This window comes from Arthrobacter sp. B055-34, assembly GCF_059090425.1.
In genome coordinates this window covers 1-19,426 of sequence record NZ_JBNHFQ010000010.1, presented here as the reverse complement: position 1 = coordinate 19,426, position 19,426 = coordinate 1, and the positions used below count along the sequence as shown (strand labels likewise).

Below are 19,426 nucleotides of genomic sequence, written 5' to 3'. Positions count from 1 at the left end.
TCCATGACGACTGCCGTATGGTCCCGCCCCGAGGACGAGCGCGCCGGCACCGAGCTGCTGGTCATGATCCACGGCTACGGCTCCTCCGAGGAGCGGGTGCTGCCGCTGTTCGAGGCGCTGCCGGCGAATGTGACCGGGGTGGCGCTGCGCGGCCATTTCGACGTCGGGGCCAACTACGGCTGGTTCCTGCTGGATGCGTTCCTCGCCTCGGACTTTGCCGACGTCGTCAGCTCGGCCAACAAGGTGTTCGCCTGGTTGGACCCGGTGCTCGCGTCCGGCAAGTTCACCGGCACCAGCCTGCTGGGCTTCTCCCAGGGCATGGCCATGGCGACCACGCTGATCCGGCTGCGGCCCACAGCCTTTCGTGCCGCCGTCGGGCTTTCAGGTTTTGTGTTGGAGAACGAACTGCTGACCCTGACGGATGACCTGGACGGCACGCTGCCGTTCTTCTGGGGGCGGGACGCCGCGGACGTAGTGATCCATCAGGATGCGGTGGACTACGCGGCGGACTGGCTGGAGGCCCACACCCGGCTCACGGCGCGCACGTATCCCGGGATGGGGCACAACATCGGGCCGGAGGAGATCCGCGACGTCGGAATTTTCCTGAAGACCTACCTAGGCTAGAGGCCGTTGTCCCGGGTGTCGTCGCGGCGGACGGTCTCCCCGGTGTGCGGGTCGTGCAGCTGCCGGCTCTCGGTCACGCGGCGCCTGCTGGTGCCGGCCATGACCACCGAGATGATCAGGCCCAGCACGCCCACGCCCATCAGGATCCAACCGACCAGCGTCAGGTCGATAAAGTCGACGACGTCGGCCACGGCGAACGCGAGGATGGCGCCGATGGCGATCAGGGCAATCGAAGATCCGATTCTCATAACCAACTACTCCTTGTTCCTGACGCCAGCCTGCCGATGGCCGCGGGCGTCGATAGAGGAATACTGCGGTGCTTTCCTCAGCATACTGATCTTGTTGCCGCGCCGGGGAAAATTACCGGTTCCCGGCGTGCTGCGGAGCCGGTGATCTAGTGTTAAGGCGAAGGCCATGTCCGCTACCTCAAGGAGGACTTCGTGGCGAAGAACAGGAAATTCAACCCGGCGGTCAAGATGGCTGCCGGTGCGGCTTTTGACGAGAAGGGCAACCCCAAACCGGCTGTCGCCAACGGAATCATGAAGGCCCTGGATGTCCAGCGCCCGCTGGTATTGGCCAACCTGAACCGGTTGCGGAGCAAGTACCCGGAGGCCTCGCCGGCCGAGCTGTCCGCGAAGCTGGAGAAGTACTACCTTTCCGCCATCACCGGTGGTGGGGCGGCCGTGGGCGGATCCGCATTGATCCCGGGCGTGGGCACCATCGCCGCCCTGGGACTTTCCGCGGCCGCGACCGTAGGGTTCCTGGAGGCGACCGCGCTCTATGCGCAGTCCATCGCCGAGCTGCACGGGATCCACACGGACAACCCGGAACGGTCCCGCACCATGGTCATGGCCATCCTGATGGGCGAGGAAGGCAGCGCCCTGATCCGCGAACTGGCCGGCCAGACCAACGGGCGGAACAAGCCGGGCCAGGCGTGGGGCAACGTTATCGGGACCAGCATGCCTGCGGGCATGATGGGCACCATCATGGACAGCATGCGCCGGCGCTTCCTGAAGAAGTTCCTGGCCAAGCAGGGTACTGCCCTGCTCGGCCGTGCTGTGCCGTTCGGTATCGGGGCCGTGGTGGGCGGTGCCGGCAACCACATGATGGGCCGCCGCGTCATCGAATCCACCCGCGAGGCCTTCGGCGAGCCGCCGCTGACCCTGCCGATGTCCCTGGTGGAGGAGCTGGCCCAGCGCAAGCACCTGATTCCCCGCAGGAACCTGATTCCGGGCAGGCGCAAGGAGCTTGGCGCGGGTGCTGGCGCTACAGGCGCATCCGGCGGTGTAGTTGCAGGCACGGCGGTGGGTGCCACGCCGTTTTCCACGACGCATGCCGGACCTGAGTCCTCCCAGTCGCCTCGGCCGGAGGATCTTGCGGCGTCGCCGGGGCCGGATCTGCCGGCCGAGACGGACCCGCAGACCGGGCAGCACCGCGGAGCCGAGCCGGATGACGTCTGAGTAGGCCGCGTTGCGGAGCTACCCGAAGACGGCGTGGGCGATGGCGAAGATGACCAGGCCGGCCAGGGATCCGACTACCGTGCCATTGATCCGGATGAACTGCAGGTCCCTGCCGACCTGCAGTTCGATCTTGCGGGAGGTTTCCTCGGCGTCCCACCGCTCCACGGTTTCGGTGATGACGGACGCGATCTGGGACCGGTAGGTCCTGACGAGGTAACCGGCGGCCTCCTCGATCCAGCCGTCCACCTTGGCGGCGAGTTCCGTGTCCGAGGCCAGCCGGTTGCCGAAGTCGCGGACGGCTGTGGTGAACTTGCGGCTGAGCTCGCTCTGCGGATCCTCGACTGCCTCCAGCAGGGCGCGCTTGAGGGTGTCCCACGTCCGGACTGCCAGCTGGCGTACTTCCGGATCGCCCAGCGCGTTCTTCTTGAGGTTCTCCACCCGGGCGATCATGTCCGGGTCGGTCTGCAGATCCTGGGCCAGCGACTGGAGGTAGACGTCCAGCTGCTGCCGGACCTGGTGCTCCGGGTCCGCCTGCACGGCGGCAATGAACTTGTACAGCTCGAGGTGGACCTTGTCGCCCATCAGCGAGTCCACAAAGGAGGGAACCCAGGTGGGGGAGCGGTCCGCCACCAGCCGGGCCACCGTTTCCTGGTTGTCCAGCACCCAGTCTGCTGCACGGTCCAGCAGCAGCTCCACCAGTTTGAGGTGGTGGCCGTCGTCGAGCAGCCGTTTGGCCAGCTTGCCCAGCGGCGGGCCCCATTCCGGATCCAGCAGGTGCCGCCGCGCCATCGACTCGATGACGTCCTGGACATCCTCGTCGTTGAGCACCAGCATGGCGGCGCGGATGGCGGTGGCACCTTCCCGGGCTACCCGGTCCGCATTTTCGGGCCGGGCCAGCCAGGCGCCGGTTTTCGCGGAGACCCCCAGCGAGGCGATCTTGGTTTTGACCACCTCTTCGGAGAGGAAGTTCTCCTCCACAAAGGAGCCCAGGCTGGCACCGATCTGGTCCTTCTTGCGCGGGATGATCGCCGTGTGCGGGATCTTCAGGCCCATCGGGTGCTTGAACAGCGCCGTGACCGCGAACCAGTCCGCGAGTGCACCCACCATGCCGCCTTCGGCAGCGGCACGGACATACTGCAGCCAGGGATACTGCTCCTGCAGGGCGAACGCCACGATGAAGATCACCGCCATGAGCACCAGCATTCCGGTGGCCAGGCGTTTCATTTTCGTTAGCCCGGCGGCGCGTTCGGCATCCCCGATAACGCTGCGGCCGTCGTCGTACATCAGCTGTGTGCTCATCTGGCCTCCGCGGCAAAAAGTTCTGGGACCCGTCAAGCTAAGTTAACCAGTCCGTCGTGGTGAAAGCGGGTTGCGGTCGGCAAATTCACGTACGGTGAAAACCATGAAGCATAAGATCTTCGCCCACCGCGGTTCCAGCGAACAGTACGCGGAAAACACCCGGGCCGCCTACCTGCAGGCGATTGCCGACGGCGCCGATGGGCTTGAGTGCGACATCCACCTGACCGCGGATCTGAAGCTCATCTGCTTCCACGACTTTGACCTGGACCGCACGTCCACCGGAACCGGCCACGTTGCCGACCATACGCTGGAAGAGCTGCTGCGGCTGGACTTCTCGTCGTGGCGCGGCGTGCCGATTCCGCCTGAGTACGGCGGCGTGGCGGACCAGTTGCTCACGCTGGACGCGCTGATCGACCTCATGCGCGAGGCCGGCCGTCCGCTCGACCTGGCGATCGAGCTCAAGCACCCCAGCCCGTTCGGCCAGACCCTCGAGGACGAACTGCTGAAGTACCTGATGGCCGAGGGGTGGGATCCGGAGACGTCGAGGCTGGGCAACCTCAAGCTCTCGTTCATGAGCTTCCATCCCGACACAGCCAAACATCTGGAAGACCATGTGCCCACGGACCACTTGTGCCAACTGCTGGACAACATTGAGGCCGAAGAGATCAAGAGTTCCCTCTTCATGGGCTCCCTGACAGTGGGCGCCGTGGTGGCGCTGCTGCGCCGGGCCCTGTCCGAAGGCGAGGCGCTGATCGAACAACGTGCCGTAGGGATGGCCGGACCGGGCATTGACTACATCAGGTCGCACCGGCCTCTGATCGAGCGCTGGCTCGCGGCGGGCCTGCGCTTCAGGGTCTGGACCGTCAATGAGCCGGACGACGTCCGGCTTTGCCACGAGCTGGGGATCCACGAAATCACCACCAACCGGCCCGTGCAGGTGCGGCAACTGCTGGAACAGCTGGAGGCCGGTGCCTGAGCTGTGCGAATAGCCGCCGCAGAATAACGCGGACCGTGGCACACCTGCTCCTGCCTGTGGTTGAGTGGAGAAATGGCATCTCCAATTGAGGACTACGCGCTCATATCGGATCTGCACACGGGGGCACTGGTCTCCCGGAACGGCAGCATGGACTGGCTCTGCTTCCCACGCTTTGATTCAGATTCGACGTTCGGTGCCCTGCTGGGCACTGAAGAGCACGGCCGCTGGCTGCTGGCTCCGGATGGTAGCCGTGAGCAAACCGATGTCCCGCTGGGCACAGGGCCGGCAGGGGAAACGGCCGGTCAAGGTGCCGGGCCCGCCGAGGGTACCGGCGACGCAGGCCAGCAGATCGACCCCGATGCCGCCGCGAGCGGCGCCGACGCGAAAGCCCGGGACCGGGACGGGGCCACGGAGGGCAAGGCCGCTGCCGGCGGGAGCGCCACGGCAGTAGTCTCTGACCAGGACCAAGGACAGGATCTGACTGTGGAGGGTGGCGCTACCACGGAGGCTGTGCACCGCGGCGGCGAGGTCCGCGGACAAGCCAAAGACCCGCGCGGAGATCACGCCCGGCGGGAAGGATCCGTTCATGGCGAGGAAGGCAAACCCACCGGCGCGGACGAGCAGAATGAAGCAGAACGCAAGAAGCGTGCCGGAGCCCCCGTCGTCGTCGAACGCAGTTACATCGACTCCAGCTTTGTGCTCCGCACCCGCTGGAGGACGGACACCGGCGACGCCACCATTACCGAGTTCATGCCCGTAGGCGACCGCCGGGCCTCCCTGGTCCGCCGGGTAGAAGGCGTCAGCGGCACCGTGACCATCAGCCAGGAGATCGTGGTGCGATTCGGCTACGGTGTTGTGGTGCCGTGGGTCAGCCGGGTCAGAAACGAGGACGCCGACGAGGAATCCATTGTCGGCATCGCCGGCCCGGACGCTGTGGTCCTGCACGGGTCCAACCTGCCCCACGCCAAGGACCGCCGGCACCGCGGCCAATTCGTGGTTAAGGCCGGCGAAACCGTTGACTTTGAACTGTGCTGGTTTCAATCGCACCGCCCGGTTCCGCCCATGATCGACGTGGACCAGGCACTGGAAGACACCCTGATGTACTGGCGGGACTGGTCCTCGCGCTTCCCTCCGCAAGGGGAATACCACGAGATGGTCAAGCGCTCGCTGCTGGTGCTGCGCGCGATGACCCACGAGACGACCGGCGGGATCGTCGCCGCGCCCACCACGTCGCTGCCCGAGCATTTCGGCGGGGAACGCAACTGGGACTACCGGTACGTCTGGCTCAGGGACGCCGCCCTGACGCTGGAATCCATGATGACCCACGGCTATGAAAAAGAGGCGCTGGAATGGCGCAACTGGCTGCTGCGCGCCGTCGCCGGCGACCCGGAGGACCTCCAGATCATGTACGGCCTGGCCGGTGAGCGACATCTGGCCGAGCGGGAGCTGGACCAGTTCCCCGGCTACGCGGACTCGAAGCCGGTGCGGATCGGCAATGGCGCCGTCGGGCAGTACCAGGCGGACGTGATCGGCGAGGTCATGGTGGTGCTCGAGAAACTGCGCAACATGGGCGGTCAGGAGGACCATTTCTCCTGGCCCTTGCAGAAGGCTCTGCTGCACTACATCGAGAAGCATTTCGACAACAAGGACCACGGCATTTGGGAGATGCGCGGCAAGCAGAAGTATTTCACCCACTCGCGTGTGATGATGTGGGCTGCCTTCGACCGCGGGGTGCGCGCCGTGCGCGACCACGGGCTGGACGGCGAGGCGGAGCACTGGGCGGATCTGCGTGACGAACTCCGCGAGGAGATCATGGAGCAGGGGTTCAATAGGGAGATCAATTCGTTCGTCCAGACCTACGGGAGCACCGAGGTGGACGCTTCCCTGCTGGTGATCCCGCAGGTGGGATTCGTGAAGTACGACGACGACCTGATGCTGGGTACTGTGGCCCGCCTCGAGCAGGAGCTAGTTGATGAGTTCGGCTTGATCCTGCGGTACCGGACGGAAGCCGGCTTAGATGGCCTGGAGCCGGGCGAGCACCCGTTCCTGGCCTGTTCCTTCTGGCTGGTGGAGCAGTACGCCCGGTCCGGCCGGATCGAAGACGCCCGCGAGCTGATGGACCAGCTGGTGGGCTACGCCAACGAACTGGGGCTGATGGCCGAAGAGTACGACCCGGTGAACAAGCGCATGGCGGGCAACTATCCGCAGGCCTTCTCGCATCTGGCCCTCATCCGGGCCGCTGACGCCATCAACGGCCACGCACAGGAAGCTCTGTAGTTCCTGTGGAGGACTAGTCTGGTGGGGTGAAGTTATTGCAGTCCCCCGCGGTGAAGGTGGGGCTTTCCATCGCCATCGCCACCGGGCTCTACGGGATCTCGTTCGGCGCCCTGTCCGTGGCGTCAGGTCTGGACTTCTGGCAGACCATGGCCCTGAGTTTCCTGCTCTTCAGCGGCGGCTCCCAGTTCGCCTTCATTGGCGTTATCAGCGGCGGCGGCACCGGCATTGCGGCGATGAGCGCTTCGGCGCTGCTCGGCATCCGCAACGGGATCTACGGCATGCAGATGAACGCCCTGCTGTCGCCGCCGAACTGGCGCAAACTGCTGGCCGCCCAGGTCACTATTGACGAGTCGACCGCCACTGCGTCCGGGCAGACCGACCCGGGCGAGCAGCGCCGCGGCTTCTGGACCGCCGGGGTGGGCATCTTCATCCTGTGGAACCTGTTCACCGCCGTGGGCGCGCTCGCCGGTAACGCCTTGGGCGATCCGAAGCAGTGGGGACTGGACGGGGCAGCCGTGGCGGCGTTCCTGGCACTGCTGTGGCCCCGGCTCAAGGGCAAGGAGCCGGCCGCCATCGCCGTCGTCTGCGGTTTGGCAACGCTGCTGGCGGTCCCCTTCCTGCCGAGCGGCGTTCCCATCCTGGTCGCCGCGGGCGTCGCCGGGGCCATCGGCTGGTTCGCGCATAATCGCGTTCCCACCGGCATGGCCCCGGACATCGAACCCTACGACGAGCCGTATTCCGAGCACGACTGCCATCACATGGTGCTGCCCGAAGACGCCACGGCCAGCCGCGGCCGGGGCAAGAACGGCTCGCACCAGAGGAGGCCCGAATGAGCCTGTGGTTCTGGATTCTCGTCGCCTGCGTGGTCAGCTACGCCACCAAACTCGTGGGCTATCTGGTGCCGGCGAAGTGGATGAAGAACGAGCGGATGTCCCGCGTTGCTGCCACGCTGACCATCGGCCTGTTGGCCTCGCTGACGGTGGTCAACGCCTTCTCCTCGGGGCAGCAGCTGACCTTCGATGCGCGGTTCGGCGCACTGCTGGCCGCCGCGGTAGCCCTGGTGCTGCGCGCGCCGTTCCTCGTCGTCGTCATCGCCGGCGCCGCTGCGGCGGCCCTGCTCCGCCTCGCCGGCTGGGGCTAGGCAAGACCGGCAAACTCTGTGCCCACGGACCCTTGACGCAGTTGCCATGGCGTCGGAAGGTGGGGGTGTTAAGAGGAGGCGGTGACCATGGAGGAAAAGCGCTGGTCGGTGGAGATCGTCATCGACGAGTACGAAGGGAAAACGCGGGCCGAGGCCAAGTTGAAGGCGGACGGCGGAGGAGATCACCGGGGAATCGGGTTGGCCCGGCTCAATCCGATCGACTCCGACGTCCCCAAGATCGGCGATGAGCTGGCCGCTGCACGGGCCCTGTCGGACCTGGCGCATCAGCTGATCGAAGCCACGGCGTCGGATATCGAAAATTCGACCAAGGAGCGGGCGCACCTCAAGGGCTGACAAGGAGCGCAGCCGGGACGAACGCGCTGCGCTGATTAAGGACGGCGTTGGCTACGTGCGCTGACTAACGACGGCGGCAGCCGCCTCGGCGATGACCTTTTCTTCGTCCGTGGGAACCACCAGGACGGGAATGGCGGATCCGGCGCCGCTGATGACGCACGCCTCCTGCGGATCGTCGGCCGCCGAGTTGGCCGCGCTGTCCAGCGTGATGCCCAGCACGCCGAGGCGGTCGACGGCGAGGGCGCGGAACGCGGCGGAGTGCTCACCAACTCCGGCGGTGAAGACCAGGGCCTGGGCGCCGCCGCAGGCAACATGGTACGCGCCGACGTACTTGGCCAACCGGTAGCTCGCGACCTCCAGCGCCAGTGCCGCCCTGGCGTCGTCGTTGTTTGCGGCTTCGACGATCCGGCGCATATCGCTCTCCCCGGCCAGGGCCTTCAGCCCGGATTCGTGGTTGAACAGCTCCTGCAGGTCGTCCGGGGTCCGGCCGGTCTGCTGCAGGAAGAGCACCAGCCCGGGATCGAGATCGCCCGGCCGGGTGCCCATGACCAGACCCTCTAGCGGGGTCAGCCCCATCGAGGTGTCCACGCTTCGGCCGCCGGAGATGGCGGTGGCCGAGGCGCCGTTGCCCACATGCGCAATCACGGCGTTGAAGGAACCGGGCGGGATGCCGAGCAGCCTGGCCGCCTCTCCGGTGACGTATTCAAAGCTGCTGCCGTGGAAGCCGTAGCGCCGGATTCCATGTTCGCGGTACAGCTCATCGGGCAGGGCATAGCGCCAGGCGTGTTCGGGCAGCGTGCGGTGGAAGGCAGTGTCGAAAACGGCCACCTGCGGAATGTCCGGCCACTTCTTGCCGATCGCCCGGATGCCTTCGGCGTTCGCCGGGTTGTGCAGCGGCGCTAGCGGGCTGAGGCGCTCGATCGTCTCCAGCACCTCGGGCGAAATCAGCACGGGGCGATCATAGTCCTCGCCGCCGTGCACCACCCGGTGGCCCACCACGTCAATCTCGCGGGAGCCGAGCTGCCGGTCCAGCTCCTTGGCCATGGCCTCAAGGGCGTCGGCGTGGTCGCGGACTTCGCCGTCGCCGATCTGCCCAATGCTGCCGTCGGTCAGGACCGCGTTGTCCTCCGCGGGGACCTCGCGCACCTGGTACTTCAGCGACGAGGAGCCGGAGTTGATGACGAGGATCAGCATAAAACGTGCCTCCCGGGGAAGAGTGGTCCACCCCCATCCTGCCAAAGCCGGCCGCCGCGGACTACCGCCGGGCAAAGCCTGTTGCGCCGCAGGTGGCTGTGGAAGACTGGGCTCATGCTTGTAGCCTTCTCTGTTTCTCCATCCGGGGCGCCTGCCACAGGGCCCGCACCACACGATGCTTCGGTCCACGGGGCCGTCGCTGCCGCCGTGAAAATTGTCCGCGAATCGGGCCTGCCCAATAAGACGGACGCCATGTTCACCACCATCGAGGGTGAGTGGGACGAGGTCTTCGACGTCATCAAGCGGGCCACGGAAGCCGTCGGACAGTTCGGCGAGCGGGTGTCGCTGGTCCTGAAAGCGGACATCCGGCCCGGCTACTACGGGGAACTGACCGGCAAGGTGGAACGGCTGGAAGCAGCCATCAGCGAACAGGACCGAACATGAACGCCGGCTCGGGAGAGCGCTGGGTGGAGGTGGAGGACTACCTCACCGCCACGCTGGTCGGCGAAGACGAGGCGCTGGCCGCGGCCCGTGACGCCACCGCGGCCGCCGGAATGCCGCACATCGAAGTGGCCGCGCCGCAGGGAAAGCTGCTGATGCTGCTGGCCCGGTTGACCGGTGCCAGGAAGGTGCTGGAAATCGGCACCCTGGGCGGCTACAGCACCACGTGGCTGGCGCGCGGATTACCGGACGACGGCGAAGTGGTCACCTGCGAGTACGAGGCGCGCCATGCCGAGGTAGCGCGGGAGAATCTGGATCGGGCCGGCGTCAGTGCCAAGGTCAGCATCCGGGTGGGCGCCGCACTGGACACGCTGCCGCAGCTCGAGGCTGAAGGCGTGGGCCCCTTTGACCTGGTTTTCATCGACGCCGACAAGGAAAACAACGCCAACTACGTCAACTGGGCGCTGAAGCTGACCCGCTCCGGCAGCCTGATCGTGGTGGACAACGTAGTCCGCGGCGGCAGCGTACTGGATGCGGACCAGGCCGGGGCGGGCGGGGATGATGCGGAGGCGGCGGCCATCCGTGGCACGCGCGATGCGTTGGCGCTGCTGGGCAGCGATGACCGGCTGGATGCCACGGCCGTGCAGACCATCGGCTCCAAGGGCTGGGACGGCTTCGCCTTCGCGGTTGTGAAGTAGGCGGTTTCCGGCCGGGCGGCGGACGTCTTACGATCAACGGTATGACTGCGCCTGATTTCGCCGACCGGAACGGCTGATGGGACGGCGCAAGCGCGGCCGGAACCCCGAGCCGACCGCTGCTACTGCCGGGCCCGCCGAAGGCCGGTACGAGATTTCCTCCGGCGTGGCCGAACTGGTCCGGGACGCCGACGGCACGGACGCCTGGCTGCTGAAAATCAACGGGGTCCAGTCATCGCATGTAGTGATCGGCGAGCCCGAGCGGCTGGACTTCGAGTACATGCGCTGGATGGCGGCGCTGATCGAGTCGCACTGGCCGGCAACGGGTTCCCTGCGGGCGCTGCATCTGGGCGGCGGGGCCTGCTCGATGGCGCGTTACCTCGCGTCGCGCTACCCGGACGCGCGGCAGGTCGTCGTCGAAATCGATGCCAAACTGGCCGAGCTGGTCCGGCAATGGTTCGATATCCCCAAGGCGCCGCTGGTGCGCATCCGGGTCGGCGAAGCCCGCGAGGTCACCGAGTCGCTGTCCGAAAACAGCCGGGACCTGATCATCCGGGACGTCTTTGCCGGCAGCCAGACCCCGGACAGCCTGGTCACGCTGGAGTTCACCCAAGCCGCCCGCCGGGTGCTGGCACCGGGCGGAATCTATCTGGTCAACTGCGGGGACACCCCGCAACTGCTCCTCGCCCGCGCCGAGGCCGCCACTATCTCAAGCGTCTTCGAACATACCTTGATCATCGCGGACCCGCCTATGCTTAAAGGGCGGCGCTATGGCAACGTCATCATCGCCGGCAGCGATATTCCGTTCGGTGACGACCCGCAACTCGTGCGGGCCCTGCTGGGCGGCGCAGTTCCGGCCCAGCTCTGGGGTCGTGGGGAAGTGGCGAAGTTTTCCATCGGGGTTGCCGTTCTGCAAGATCCGGCATCTAATTAGGATCGTTTCACCGATTGTTGTGACTTGTCAGCAGGTTCTGTATTACATTAGGAAATGAACGGTCGTGGGAGACCGTAAAGGCCCGGGAGGGATCCGCTTGCGGTGAACTCTTCGGAGGCAGACCGGGGACAAAATCGGCTTCGACACTATGGATGGTGGCTGGAGCACCCTGTCTGCTTAACCGGACCTGATCCGGTGCCGGATGCCGGGAGCTGAAGCCTAATCCCCCCAAGTTAGGCCCAGCACCCGGCATCTCGGTTTTAATCCGTCAGGCCATGCCCAGGAGCTGCTCGATCGGCCCGATCCCGAAAAAGATCACAAACGCCGCGGCAACCGCCCACATGAGCGGATGCACGTCCTTGGTGCGGCCCTGCACGGCGCGGATGATGACGTAGGCGATGAAACCGGCGCCCAGGCCGTTGGCAATCGAGTAGGTGAACGGCATCAGGGTGAAGGTCAGGAAGGATGGAAGGGCCACGCCCCAGTCCGACCAGTCGATCCGGCCCACCTGCGACACCATCATGAAACCAACGACGACGAGTGCCGGGGCCACCGCCTCGAACGGCACCAGGTAGATCAGCGGCGTGAAGAACATTGCGACGACGAAGAGCAGGCCGGTGACGATGCTTGCCAGTCCGGTCCGGGCGCCTTCCCCGATCCCGGCGCCGGATTCAACGTAGATCTGGTTGGAGGAGACCGAGGCTCCACCGCCGGCGATGGCGCCGGCCGCATCGACCAGCAGCACCCGGTCCACGTGCGGGATGTTGCCTTCCTTGTCGGTCAGGCCGGCCTCGTTGGCCAGGCCCACCATGGTGCCCATCGCGTCGAAGAAGATACTGAGCAGGATGGCGAAGGCCAGGAGGCTGGCGGCCGTGACGCCGAGTTCGCTGAACGCGCCGAAGACGTTGACCTGGCCGATCAGGCTCAGGTCCGGGGCGCTCCAGTCCGGCAGGCTCGGCGTGACCAGCGACCAGCCGGTGGGTACCCCGGCGCCCTGGGAACCGGGGTGGGCTACGGCCTCCACGATTAGGGCGAAGACGGTGGCGGCCACGATGCCGATCAGGATGGCGCCTCTGACCTTGCGCACCACCAGGGCCATGGTCAGGACCAGGCCGAAAATAAAGACCAGGGTGGGCCAGCCCATGAGCTTGCCGTCGAAGCCCAGCCCCACCGGTACGGTCGTGCCGGCAACGTCGGGGACGCGGCGGACGAAGCCGGCGTTGACCAGGCCGATCAGCGCAATGAACATGCCGATGCCCACCACGATGGCTGTTTTCAGGCTCGCGGGAACAGCCCTGAAGACGGCCGTTCTGAAGCCGGTCAGCACCAGGATCAGCATGGTGACACCGGAGAGCACCACCAGGCCCATGACATCGGGCCACGTGAGGCCGGGATTGCTGGCCACGGTGACGGCAATGAACGCGTTGACACCCAGACCGGTGGCGAGGGCGAACGGATACTTCGCCCAGGCTCCCATGACGATGGTCAGCACGCCGGCCACCAACGCGGTGACGGCAGCCACGCGGGCACCACCGAGTTCATCGCCGTTCGAGTCTGCGCCGCTGAGAATCAGCGGATTGAGCACCACAATGTAGCTCATGGCAAAAAAGGTAGCTAGACCACCGCGGATTTCACGCGAGTAGTTGGAGCCTCTTTTGGTGATCTCAAAATAGGTGTCCACCTTGGCCAGGAAGCCCTGTTTGGTCTGTACATTTCCCTGTCGGGGCATGGAGAGGTCCTCCGCAGAAGTGTTGGGATGGCGCGTTTCCCATGAATCCTAACCCTCGACGTAGGCTGGAGGAGTGAAAAAGCTTCTCCTGAGTGCCTCCGCAGCCGTTAGGTTAGTCACGGCTGTGCTGATGGCCGCCGCCTTCGTACTGTTCCCCGCCGCCGGGGCGCAAGCCCATGATGAACTTCTCTCGCACACCCCGGAAGACGGTGCGACGGTGGAGACCATGCCCGAGGAGCTGACACTGACCTTCAGCAACGTCCCCGTGGCGCTGGGTTCCGTAGTGCAGATCCAAGATTCGTCGGGCACCAACTGGGCCGACGGCGAGGTGCAGATCACGGATACCGAAGTCAGCCAGCCGATCAAGGCCGATGCGCCTGCGGGCGAATACTCGGTGGTGTGGCGGGTGGTGTCATCCGACGCCCATCCGATTGAAGGGAACTTCACCTTTATGGTGGAATCCGGCGCAGAGGGCACAGAAGGTGCCAGTGCTGGCGCCAGCGCCGGCGCGGGCACGCCCGAGCCGATCGAGACGCAGGAAAATCCGGCCGACGAGCCGGCGGGCCTCACGGTAGCCGGCCAGACCGTTCCGTGGAGCGTCCTCGGCATGGTCGCCGTGCTTGTGGTGCTTGGCGTCGTCATCGGCGTGACGGCTAAGCGCCGTCTCGGCAAGGGCGGCGAGTAGCTCAGGCGGTAAGCATGCGGCCGCCGGCAATGGCATCGCCGACCAGCTTGGCCTGCCGGACAATCTCCCGGGTGCTGGGCGTGAGCAGATCGGCCACGCCCACCAGGTAGAGGCCCAGGGACTTCAACGATGTCCGGAGGTCCTTGCCGAGGCTGAGACCGAGGCCGCGCAGGAACCGGCGGACCTGGTTCTGCGGGCAGTCCGTCAGCACCACCGACTCCGCCTGCAGGATGCCCTGCTCCGTGTGGATGACCCACTTCTGCTGCGGGTCCCGGCTCAGTTTGCTGGCCATCGTGCTGGAACGGACGTCCAGGCAGTGGCTGGTGGCATAGCCGCGGAGCAGCCGCAGCAGTTCCGAGCGTTCCGTCAGCGAGACCGAGTCCGTCATGACACTCCGGCGCTTGCCGGCCGAGCCCATGCCCTCCAGCACAATGGAGGCGACACCGTGCCTGCTCAGTTCACTGGCCACGGCGAGGCCGGGCAGGCCGGCACCAATGACGACGGTGGTGGTGGACTCGATCGGTACGTCTGCAGGGCACACAGCACTCACCGTACAGCCTCCTCGAACGGATAGAGAGTGCCACGGCGGCGGGATCCGCATCGGGCACAGGTCACAGGCCGAGGGAGAGCTCGACAGCGATTTCTCGAAGCCTATCCAAATTTGCCCTCCCTGAGAAGAGGCTTCTCTGGGAGTAAGCTGAGAGTAGATGGCAACGGAGCAGTTGCCCCTTCGAGGGAGGCGGGAGCAATGACAAACGCAACACCCGGTAATGCCAACCACGGCGGAACGCCCCGCGGAATCGTGGTTGGTGTGGACGGTTCGGACCAGAGCCATTGTGCACTGGTATGGGCAGCCCAGGAGGCACAAAAACGCCGGACCCCGCTGCATGTCATCACCGCCTATACCGTTCCCGTCTTCGCCGCTTCGAGCATGGATGCCGGCTACGCCACCTTGGACGATGCGGTGATCCGCGAGGGCGCAGAAGCCGTGCTCCAGCAGGCCGTGGAGAAGCTGGACGGCTACGGCGTCGAGGTCCATGCCACGGTGGAAACCGGGGACGCCGCCGGGGTGCTTCTGGAATTGTCCGAAGAGGCGGAGCTGGTAGTTGTCGGTACGCGTGGACGCGGCGGCTTCATGGGCAGGCTGCTGGGCTCGGTCAGCAGTGCCGTCCCGGCGCACGCACATTGCCCCTCGGTGACCATTCCGCTGGCCTGCGCTCCGCGGCTCGAAGGGGTGGACTTCGAACTGCCCAAGACCAAGGACGCCCCGGTCAAGCCCGACGACGTGGAAAAGGTTGTCCTGGTCGGCGTCGACGGCTCGGAGCAGGCACGCATGGCCACGCTCGTCGCTGCCGAGCAGGCCGCGCGGTGGGGCCGGCCGCTGCGTGTCATCTGCGCACTGCCGCCCTTCACAGGTTCGCTGGCCTGGGTACCCGCGCCGCTGGACCGGGAAGCGCTGTACGCGGACCTCAGGTCACAGCTGGACGCCGGCGTCGCCTGGCTGCGCAGCCACTTTCCCGGCCTGCAGATCAGCGGCGAGGTCCAGGACGGCTCTCCCGTGGAGCTGCTTATCGAAGCCACGCGGACGGCAGAACTGTTGGTCATGGGTACGCGCGGACGCGGCGGATTTGCCGGCATGCTGCTCGGTTCCACCAGCCAGGGAGTCCTGCATCATGCCAAGGGCCCCGTCATGGTGGTCCCGGACGCCCATGATCCGCGGCTCGACGACCGCAAGAAATTCGGCCCGATGCCGGAGGAGTGATCCTGCCCTGCCCCTAGCCTCCCGGGTTAGGTCCAGCGCGCTCCATACCCATGCAGTTTGCCGTACATGTAGCCGATGGGCGTGACTCGCAAGCCGTCGTTCGGGTTCATGGCGTGGACCACCTGGCCGCCGCCGATGTAGAGCGCCACATGCCAGAAGTTTCCTTCGGTGCCCCAGAACACCAGGTCTCCGGGCTGCAGATTGCCCAGCGAAACCTTGTGTGGTGCCTGGTCATACTGTGCCGTGGCCGTGCGCGGAATCCATTTGCCCGCCGTGCCGAAGGCCTGCTGTGTCAGGCCGGAGCAGTCGAAACCCCACGGCCCGTTTCCGGCCCATTCGTAAAAGGACTTCTTGTTTGACGCCTTGGCGGTCGCGTAGTTGATCGCGGTCTGCGCCATCGAGTAATTCGGTGCGGGCGCGGGAGCCGGCTCCTGCTTCGGCGGAGCGGGTTTCGGCGAAGGCTTGGGCGCCGGGGCGGGTGCCGGCGGCGGTGCGGGGGCTGGCTCCGGTGCGCGTTCGGGCTCGGGTGCAGGTTGCGGTGCGCGGTCCGGTGCGGGTGCCGGAGCGGCAGCAGGTGGGGCCGGGGGAGCCACCGGTGCGGAAGGCGCCGACGGGGCGCTGGGGGCGGCCGGAGCTGGAGGAGCCGGAGCCGGGGTGATGCCGTCCGCGGCCGGAAGGACCATCGCAGGTGTCTGCGCCGGGCCTCCGGAATTGCCGGAAGCCGGTAGGTTGCCGGCTGCTGCTGGCTGCGCGGCTGCCTGGCGTTCCGACTCGGTCACCAGAGCCTCGAACTGGCGCTGTTGCTCGGCTTCTTCCAGTGCGGCGACCCGCTGGTTCTCCTCGGCCACGCTGGTGCCGCGGAGTTCGGCCAGATGGTCTAGCAGGACCTGGCGTTGTTCCTCCTGCTTGCTGACGAGCTGTTCGTGGGCCGCGCTGGCGGCTTTGGCGTTGGACTCCGCGCCCTTGGCCGCGGCCGCCGCGTCCTGGGCGGCTCCTTCGGCTTCCGAAACGTGGAGTTCCCAGGCCGCCCACAGCTGGGCTGCTTGCTGGGCAGAGGTCAGGGTTTGGAACCGGTTGTCGGACAGCGCGTTCAGGGTGGAGGCCTTGTAGAGCACTTCGTCCGCATCGGCGCTGGCCAGCAGGGAGCTCAAACCAGGGTTGACGCCGCCATTGCGGTACAGCTCTCCCGCCAGCTGGCCAACCTGGTCCTGGACCGCTTCGAAGTATTCACCGGCCTGCTTTGCCTTGCCGCGCGCGTCTTCCAGTTCGGCCGTGCGGTCCTGCTGGATGAGCAGGGCGGTGCTGTAGTTGTTCTGCGACTGCATCGTCTCGTAGCGGGCGCTTTCCAGCTCCCCGCTGGCCGCGCGCAGCTGCTCTTCGATCCGTTCGACGAGCGCCTTCGTCGCCTCGGCGTCCCCCTTGGCCGCGTCAATGTCTTTGTCGGACAGAGCGGGACTAGCGGGAATCTGCACTGCGGACACCGAAACCTGCGGCAGCTCCCCGGTGGGTGCCGCGACGGCCGGAGACAGGCCGGCTGTGGCGAGCAAAGCGACAGTGGCAGCCGCCAGCGAAATGGTGCGCACCGGCGTCGTACGTTTTGAACAGGCAAAGCGCCCTTGTGACATCCCCATGTGTTGCGGTCCCCTAGCTGCAAGTGCGCAGTGAATGCATACGTTCAGGAACGGCCGATCATGGGATCGAGGCGGTCTCGGGCCGATAAAGAAGGCCGAACGGGAGACCGGGCTGCATTCACAACTCCTTGAGAATATGCATCCCTAGTCACTTTGGCAACATTAGTCCCAGTAGAAACACTAGTAACAACAGTGTAGTTCTACCTTATTTAAGCAGGGCGTGTCGCAGAAACGGGTGTGACTCTGGCGGGGAGATTCGCAGTGGATGGGGTGGCAGGAACGTCAGTCGTGGTGGCGGGTTTCGTGATCGGCGTGGGAAACCGGCTCGATCTGGAAAGTGCAGTGTTCGGTATCGAAATGGCTGCCCAGGCACCCGGAAAGCCGGTCCAGCACGCGGTCGATCCCCTCGGCGTGAAGGGTCTCGTCGGCCACCACCACGTGTGCCGAGAACACCGGGACGCCGGACGTAATGGTCCAGATGTGGATATCGTGGACGTCCACCACGCCGTCGGCGCTCATGATGTGCTCGCGGATGCTGGCCACGTCCACGTTCTTGGGCGTCGCCTCGAGCAGCACATTGACGACGTCGCGCAGCAGGCTCCAGGCCCGCGGCAGGATCATCACCGCAATCAGGATGGACGCGAATGTGTCGGCCTGGACGAAGCCGGACACGGCGATAACGACGGCGGCGACAATCACCGCGACCGAGCCCAGCAGATCCCCGAGCACCTCCAGGTAGGCGCCGCGGACGTTGAGGCTTTCCTTGTGTCCGCCCTGGAGGATCAGCAGGCAGACGAGATTTGCGACGGCGCCGAGCACGGCAGTCAGGAGCATCGCGCCGGTATGGATCTCCGGCGTCTGCCCGAACCTGCGCAGGGCCTCCAGGAAAATGATGACCGCAATGACGATGAGCACCACGGCATTGGCCAGTGCCGCCAGGACCTCGGCACGCTGGTAGCCGTAAGTACGTTTGTCCGAGGGCGGACGCGTGGCAATCCACGCGGCCATCAGGGCAATCGAGACACCTGCCGCGTCGGAAAGCATGTGGCCGGCGTCGGCCAGCAGTGCCAGGGAGCCGGAGATGAAGGCGCCGATAACCTGGATGACCACCACGGAAAGGGTAATGGCGACCACCCAGATGAGCTTCTTGCGGTGCTTGGCGGTCGCGGTGCCGGAAGCGGGCAGACCGTGACTGTGTCCGTGGCCGTGACCCATGGTCAGCCCCACCCCAATTCGTGCAGTCGCTCGTCCGCGATGCCGAAGTGGTGTGCCACCTCGTGGATCACGGTGACCAGGACCTCGTGGATGACTTCGTCGCGGCTCTCGCACATCCGCAGGATCGGTCCGCGGAACACGGTGATCCGGTCCGGAAGCGAGCCGGCGTCCCACCATTGGTCTCGCTCCGTCAGGGGTGTGCCTTCGTAGAGGCCGAGCAGTTCCGTCTCGGGGTCCTCCCACGGCTGCGGGGTGTATTCCTCCTCGACAAAGATGCCCACGTTGCTCATCTCGCGGGCGATCTTGTCCGGAATCTGATCGATCGCGTCGTTGACCGCGTCCTCGAAATCCGGCAGGGACATTTCCATCGGCACGTATCGACTCTACCCGTGCCAAAAACCCGTTTTGGAAAATCCGGATCTAGGCTCTATAGTTTTATGAGTCCACAGCGGGTGACAATCCGAAGTGGTCCTAAGGCCCCCATCGTCTAGCGGCCTAGGACACCGCCCTTTCACGGCGGCGGCACGGGTTCGAATCCCGTTGGGGGTACTCAGTAAGCTGATTTCCAGTCAGCCGGACGTGGTCAAAGCCGCTCCAAAAGACTGGTAAGATGAATGCTGGCAAAAAAGCAAGGCCCTGTAGCGCAGTTGGTTAGCGCGCCGCCCTGTCACGGCGGAGGTCGCGGGTTCGAGTCCCGTCAGGGTCGCTCTGGTTTTCTAGAGTGATTTAGAAAGTCAACGGTGATCATCGTCAGATGTTCCCAGGCTCTGTAGCTCAGTTGGTAGAGCGTTCGACTGAAAATCGAAAGGTCACCGGATCGACGCCGGTCGGAGCCACCACTAGATCCCCGCCTTCTCGGAAGCGCGGGGTTCTTTCATTTAACGCCGCCCCGGCAGCCGAATTGTGGCTTATGGCTTATAGGCAAAAAAGTGTGTATGACCCGGGCGTGTTTCATGGCCTGCCTGCCCATCCGGAGCGGATCCAGAGTCCTTCTTCGGCGACTAGGGCG

General features: G+C 65.7%; 20 protein-coding genes and 3 tRNA genes. 15 read left to right on the top strand and 8 right to left on the bottom strand.

Features of this window, described 5'->3' with window-relative positions:
• Nucleotides 1-3: 3 nt before the first annotated feature.
• On the top strand, nt 4-624 hold the full coding sequence (locus AC5RWO_RS17445) for an alpha/beta hydrolase (protein ID WP_498732781.1): 621 nt from the start codon (nt 4-6) through the stop codon (nt 622-624).
• Here the strand turns inward: AC5RWO_RS17445 and AC5RWO_RS17440 are convergent.
• Nucleotides 621-872 carry a DUF6458 family protein gene (locus AC5RWO_RS17440; RefSeq protein ID WP_264667687.1) on the bottom strand — a complete coding sequence of 84 codons (252 nt, stop codon included), beginning with the start codon at nt 870-872 and terminating at the stop codon, nt 621-623. The genes AC5RWO_RS17445 and AC5RWO_RS17440 overlap by 4 nt on opposite strands.
• Before the next feature lie 192 nt (nt 873-1,064).
• Here AC5RWO_RS17440 and AC5RWO_RS17435 point away from each other — a divergent pair, with 192 nt between their 5' ends.
• Entirely contained in the window at nt 1,065-2,084 is a 1,020-nt protein-coding gene (locus AC5RWO_RS17435; protein WP_498732780.1) for a hypothetical protein, read from the top strand.
• 18 nt (nt 2,085-2,102) lie between these two features.
• Here the strand turns inward: AC5RWO_RS17435 and AC5RWO_RS17430 are convergent, their stop codons facing one another.
• Nucleotides 2,103-3,383, bottom strand: a complete 1,281-nt coding sequence (locus AC5RWO_RS17430; protein WP_498732779.1) for a DUF445 domain-containing protein — start codon at nt 3,381-3,383, stop codon at nt 2,103-2,105.
• 103 nt (nt 3,384-3,486) lie between these two features.
• Here AC5RWO_RS17430 and AC5RWO_RS17425 point away from each other — a divergent pair, with 103 nt between their 5' ends.
• The 5 genes from AC5RWO_RS17425 to AC5RWO_RS17405 all read left to right on the top strand — a co-directional run bounded on the left by AC5RWO_RS17425 (nt 3,487) and on the right by AC5RWO_RS17405 (nt 8,131).
• Complete coding sequence (locus tag AC5RWO_RS17425; RefSeq protein WP_498732778.1) at nt 3,487-4,359, top strand: glycerophosphodiester phosphodiesterase; 873 nt, start codon at nt 3,487-3,489, stop codon at nt 4,357-4,359.
• Between the two features lie 54 nt (nt 4,360-4,413).
• Nucleotides 4,414-6,636, top strand: a complete 2,223-nt coding sequence (locus tag AC5RWO_RS17420) for a glycoside hydrolase family 15 protein (RefSeq protein ID WP_498732924.1) — start codon at nt 4,414-4,416, stop codon at nt 6,634-6,636.
• Nucleotides 6,637-6,662: 26 nt separating this feature from the next.
• On the top strand, nt 6,663-7,469 hold the full coding sequence (locus AC5RWO_RS17415) for an AzlC family ABC transporter permease (RefSeq protein WP_498732777.1): 807 nt from the start codon (nt 6,663-6,665) through the stop codon (nt 7,467-7,469).
• Nucleotides 7,466-7,777 (top strand): AzlD domain-containing protein, encoded by a 312-nt coding sequence (locus tag AC5RWO_RS17410; protein WP_139003900.1) that lies wholly within the window; start codon nt 7,466-7,468, stop codon nt 7,775-7,777. The genes AC5RWO_RS17415 and AC5RWO_RS17410 overlap by 4 nt, the downstream gene beginning before the upstream one ends.
• An 87-nt stretch (nt 7,778-7,864) precedes the next feature.
• Entirely contained in the window at nt 7,865-8,131 is a 267-nt protein-coding gene (locus tag AC5RWO_RS17405) for a DUF1876 domain-containing protein (protein ID WP_074700163.1), read from the top strand.
• 51 nt (nt 8,132-8,182) lie between these two features.
• Here AC5RWO_RS17405 and AC5RWO_RS17400 read toward each other — a convergent pair whose 3' ends face one another.
• On the bottom strand, nt 8,183-9,325 hold the full coding sequence (locus AC5RWO_RS17400; protein ID WP_498732776.1) for an acetate/propionate family kinase: 1,143 nt from the start codon (nt 9,323-9,325) through the stop codon (nt 8,183-8,185).
• 114 nt (nt 9,326-9,439) lie between these two features.
• On the opposite strand from AC5RWO_RS17400, the gene AC5RWO_RS17395 reads away from it, so the two are divergent.
• The 3 genes from AC5RWO_RS17395 to AC5RWO_RS17385 all read left to right on the top strand — a co-directional run bounded on the left by AC5RWO_RS17395 (nt 9,440) and on the right by AC5RWO_RS17385 (nt 11,395).
• Complete coding sequence (locus AC5RWO_RS17395) at nt 9,440-9,769, top strand: thiamine-binding protein (protein WP_498732775.1); 330 nt, start codon at nt 9,440-9,442, stop codon at nt 9,767-9,769.
• Nucleotides 9,766-10,464 (top strand): O-methyltransferase, encoded by a 699-nt coding sequence (locus AC5RWO_RS17390; protein WP_498732774.1) that lies wholly within the window; start codon nt 9,766-9,768, stop codon nt 10,462-10,464. Before AC5RWO_RS17395 ends, AC5RWO_RS17390 begins: the two co-directional genes overlap by 4 nt.
• A 76-nt stretch (nt 10,465-10,540) precedes the next feature.
• Nucleotides 10,541-11,395, top strand: coding sequence for a spermidine synthase (locus tag AC5RWO_RS17385; protein WP_498732773.1), 855 nt, complete (start codon nt 10,541-10,543; stop codon nt 11,393-11,395).
• 268 nt (nt 11,396-11,663) lie between these two features.
• Here AC5RWO_RS17385 and AC5RWO_RS17380 read toward each other — a convergent pair whose 3' ends face one another.
• Nucleotides 11,664-13,124: an NCS2 family permease gene (locus tag AC5RWO_RS17380; RefSeq protein ID WP_498732772.1), complete on the bottom strand. Its 1,461-nt coding sequence runs from the start codon at nt 13,122-13,124 to the stop codon at nt 11,664-11,666.
• Nucleotides 13,125-13,197: 73 nt separating this feature from the next.
• Between AC5RWO_RS17380 and AC5RWO_RS17375 the strand changes: the two genes are divergently transcribed.
• Nucleotides 13,198-13,809, top strand: a complete 612-nt coding sequence (locus AC5RWO_RS17375) for a copper resistance CopC family protein (RefSeq protein ID WP_498732771.1) — start codon at nt 13,198-13,200, stop codon at nt 13,807-13,809.
• Between the two features lies 1 nt (nt 13,810).
• Here AC5RWO_RS17375 and AC5RWO_RS17370 read toward each other — a convergent pair whose 3' ends face one another.
• The gene (locus tag AC5RWO_RS17370; RefSeq protein WP_498732770.1) at nt 13,811-14,359 is read right to left on the bottom strand and encodes an FAD-dependent monooxygenase; all 549 of its coding nucleotides are present in this window, start codon (nt 14,357-14,359) and stop codon (nt 13,811-13,813) included.
• 198 nt (nt 14,360-14,557) lie between these two features.
• On the opposite strand from AC5RWO_RS17370, the gene AC5RWO_RS17365 reads away from it, so the two are divergent.
• Nucleotides 14,558-15,571 (top strand): universal stress protein, encoded by a 1,014-nt coding sequence (locus AC5RWO_RS17365; RefSeq protein ID WP_498732769.1) that lies wholly within the window; start codon nt 14,558-14,560, stop codon nt 15,569-15,571.
• Nucleotides 15,572-15,597: 26 nt separating this feature from the next.
• Here the strand turns inward: AC5RWO_RS17365 and AC5RWO_RS17360 are convergent, their stop codons facing one another.
• From AC5RWO_RS17360 to AC5RWO_RS17350, 3 genes are all read right to left on the bottom strand, one after another.
• Nucleotides 15,598-17,202 (bottom strand): C40 family peptidase, encoded by a 1,605-nt coding sequence (locus tag AC5RWO_RS17360; RefSeq protein WP_498732768.1) that lies wholly within the window; start codon nt 17,200-17,202, stop codon nt 15,598-15,600.
• A 282-nt stretch (nt 17,203-17,484) separates the two neighbouring features.
• On the bottom strand, nt 17,485-18,417 hold the full coding sequence (locus tag AC5RWO_RS17355) for a cation diffusion facilitator family transporter (protein ID WP_498732767.1): 933 nt from the start codon (nt 18,415-18,417) through the stop codon (nt 17,485-17,487).
• 2 nt (nt 18,418-18,419) lie between these two features.
• Nucleotides 18,420-18,785: a metallopeptidase family protein gene (locus tag AC5RWO_RS17350; protein ID WP_498638104.1), complete on the bottom strand. Its 366-nt coding sequence runs from the start codon at nt 18,783-18,785 to the stop codon at nt 18,420-18,422.
• A 108-nt stretch (nt 18,786-18,893) separates the two neighbouring features.
• Between AC5RWO_RS17350 and AC5RWO_RS17345 the strand changes: the two genes are divergently transcribed.
• The 3 genes from AC5RWO_RS17345 (at nt 18,894) to AC5RWO_RS17335 (ending at nt 19,256) form a co-directional block, all read left to right on the top strand.
• Nucleotides 18,894-18,966 (top strand) — tRNA-Glu (locus tag AC5RWO_RS17345).
• An 83-nt stretch (nt 18,967-19,049) separates the two neighbouring features.
• Nucleotides 19,050-19,123: transfer RNA gene (locus AC5RWO_RS17340), tRNA-Asp, on the top strand.
• A gap of 57 nt (nt 19,124-19,180) precedes the next feature.
• Nucleotides 19,181-19,256, top strand: a tRNA-Phe gene (locus tag AC5RWO_RS17335).
• The last annotated feature ends 170 nt before the right edge of the window (nt 19,257-19,426 follow it).

Bases quoted from the DNA above. Each gene is read 5' to 3' on its own strand.
- AC5RWO_RS17445 (WP_498732781.1), top strand. From the start codon at position 4: ATGACGACTGCCGTATGGTCCCGCCCCGAGGACGAGCGCGCCGGCACC.
- AC5RWO_RS17440 (WP_264667687.1), bottom strand. From the start codon at position 872: ATGAGAATCGGATCTTCGATTGCCCTGATCGCCATCGGCGCCATCCTC.
- AC5RWO_RS17430 (WP_498732779.1), bottom strand. From the start codon at position 3,383: ATGAGCACACAGCTGATGTACGACGACGGCCGCAGCGTTATCGGGGAT.
- AC5RWO_RS17425 (WP_498732778.1), top strand. From the start codon at position 3,487: ATGAAGCATAAGATCTTCGCCCACCGCGGTTCCAGCGAACAGTACGCG.
- AC5RWO_RS17410 (WP_139003900.1), top strand. From the start codon at position 7,466: ATGAGCCTGTGGTTCTGGATTCTCGTCGCCTGCGTGGTCAGCTACGCC.
- AC5RWO_RS17405 (WP_074700163.1), top strand. From the start codon at position 7,865: ATGGAGGAAAAGCGCTGGTCGGTGGAGATCGTCATCGACGAGTACGAA.
- AC5RWO_RS17400 (WP_498732776.1), bottom strand. From the start codon at position 9,325: ATGCTGATCCTCGTCATCAACTCCGGCTCCTCGTCGCTGAAGTACCAG.
- AC5RWO_RS17395 (WP_498732775.1), top strand. From the start codon at position 9,440: ATGCTTGTAGCCTTCTCTGTTTCTCCATCCGGGGCGCCTGCCACAGGG.
- AC5RWO_RS17390 (WP_498732774.1), top strand. From the start codon at position 9,766: ATGAACGCCGGCTCGGGAGAGCGCTGGGTGGAGGTGGAGGACTACCTC.
- AC5RWO_RS17385 (WP_498732773.1), top strand. From the start codon at position 10,541: ATGGGACGGCGCAAGCGCGGCCGGAACCCCGAGCCGACCGCTGCTACT.
- AC5RWO_RS17380 (WP_498732772.1), bottom strand. From the start codon at position 13,124: ATGCCCCGACAGGGAAATGTACAGACCAAACAGGGCTTCCTGGCCAAG.
- AC5RWO_RS17365 (WP_498732769.1), top strand. From the start codon at position 14,558: ATGACAAACGCAACACCCGGTAATGCCAACCACGGCGGAACGCCCCGC.
- AC5RWO_RS17360 (WP_498732768.1), bottom strand. From the start codon at position 17,202: ATGGGGATGTCACAAGGGCGCTTTGCCTGTTCAAAACGTACGACGCCG.
- AC5RWO_RS17355 (WP_498732767.1), bottom strand. From the start codon at position 18,417: ATGGGTCACGGCCACGGACACAGTCACGGTCTGCCCGCTTCCGGCACC.
- AC5RWO_RS17350 (WP_498638104.1), bottom strand. From the start codon at position 18,785: ATGGAAATGTCCCTGCCGGATTTCGAGGACGCGGTCAACGACGCGATC.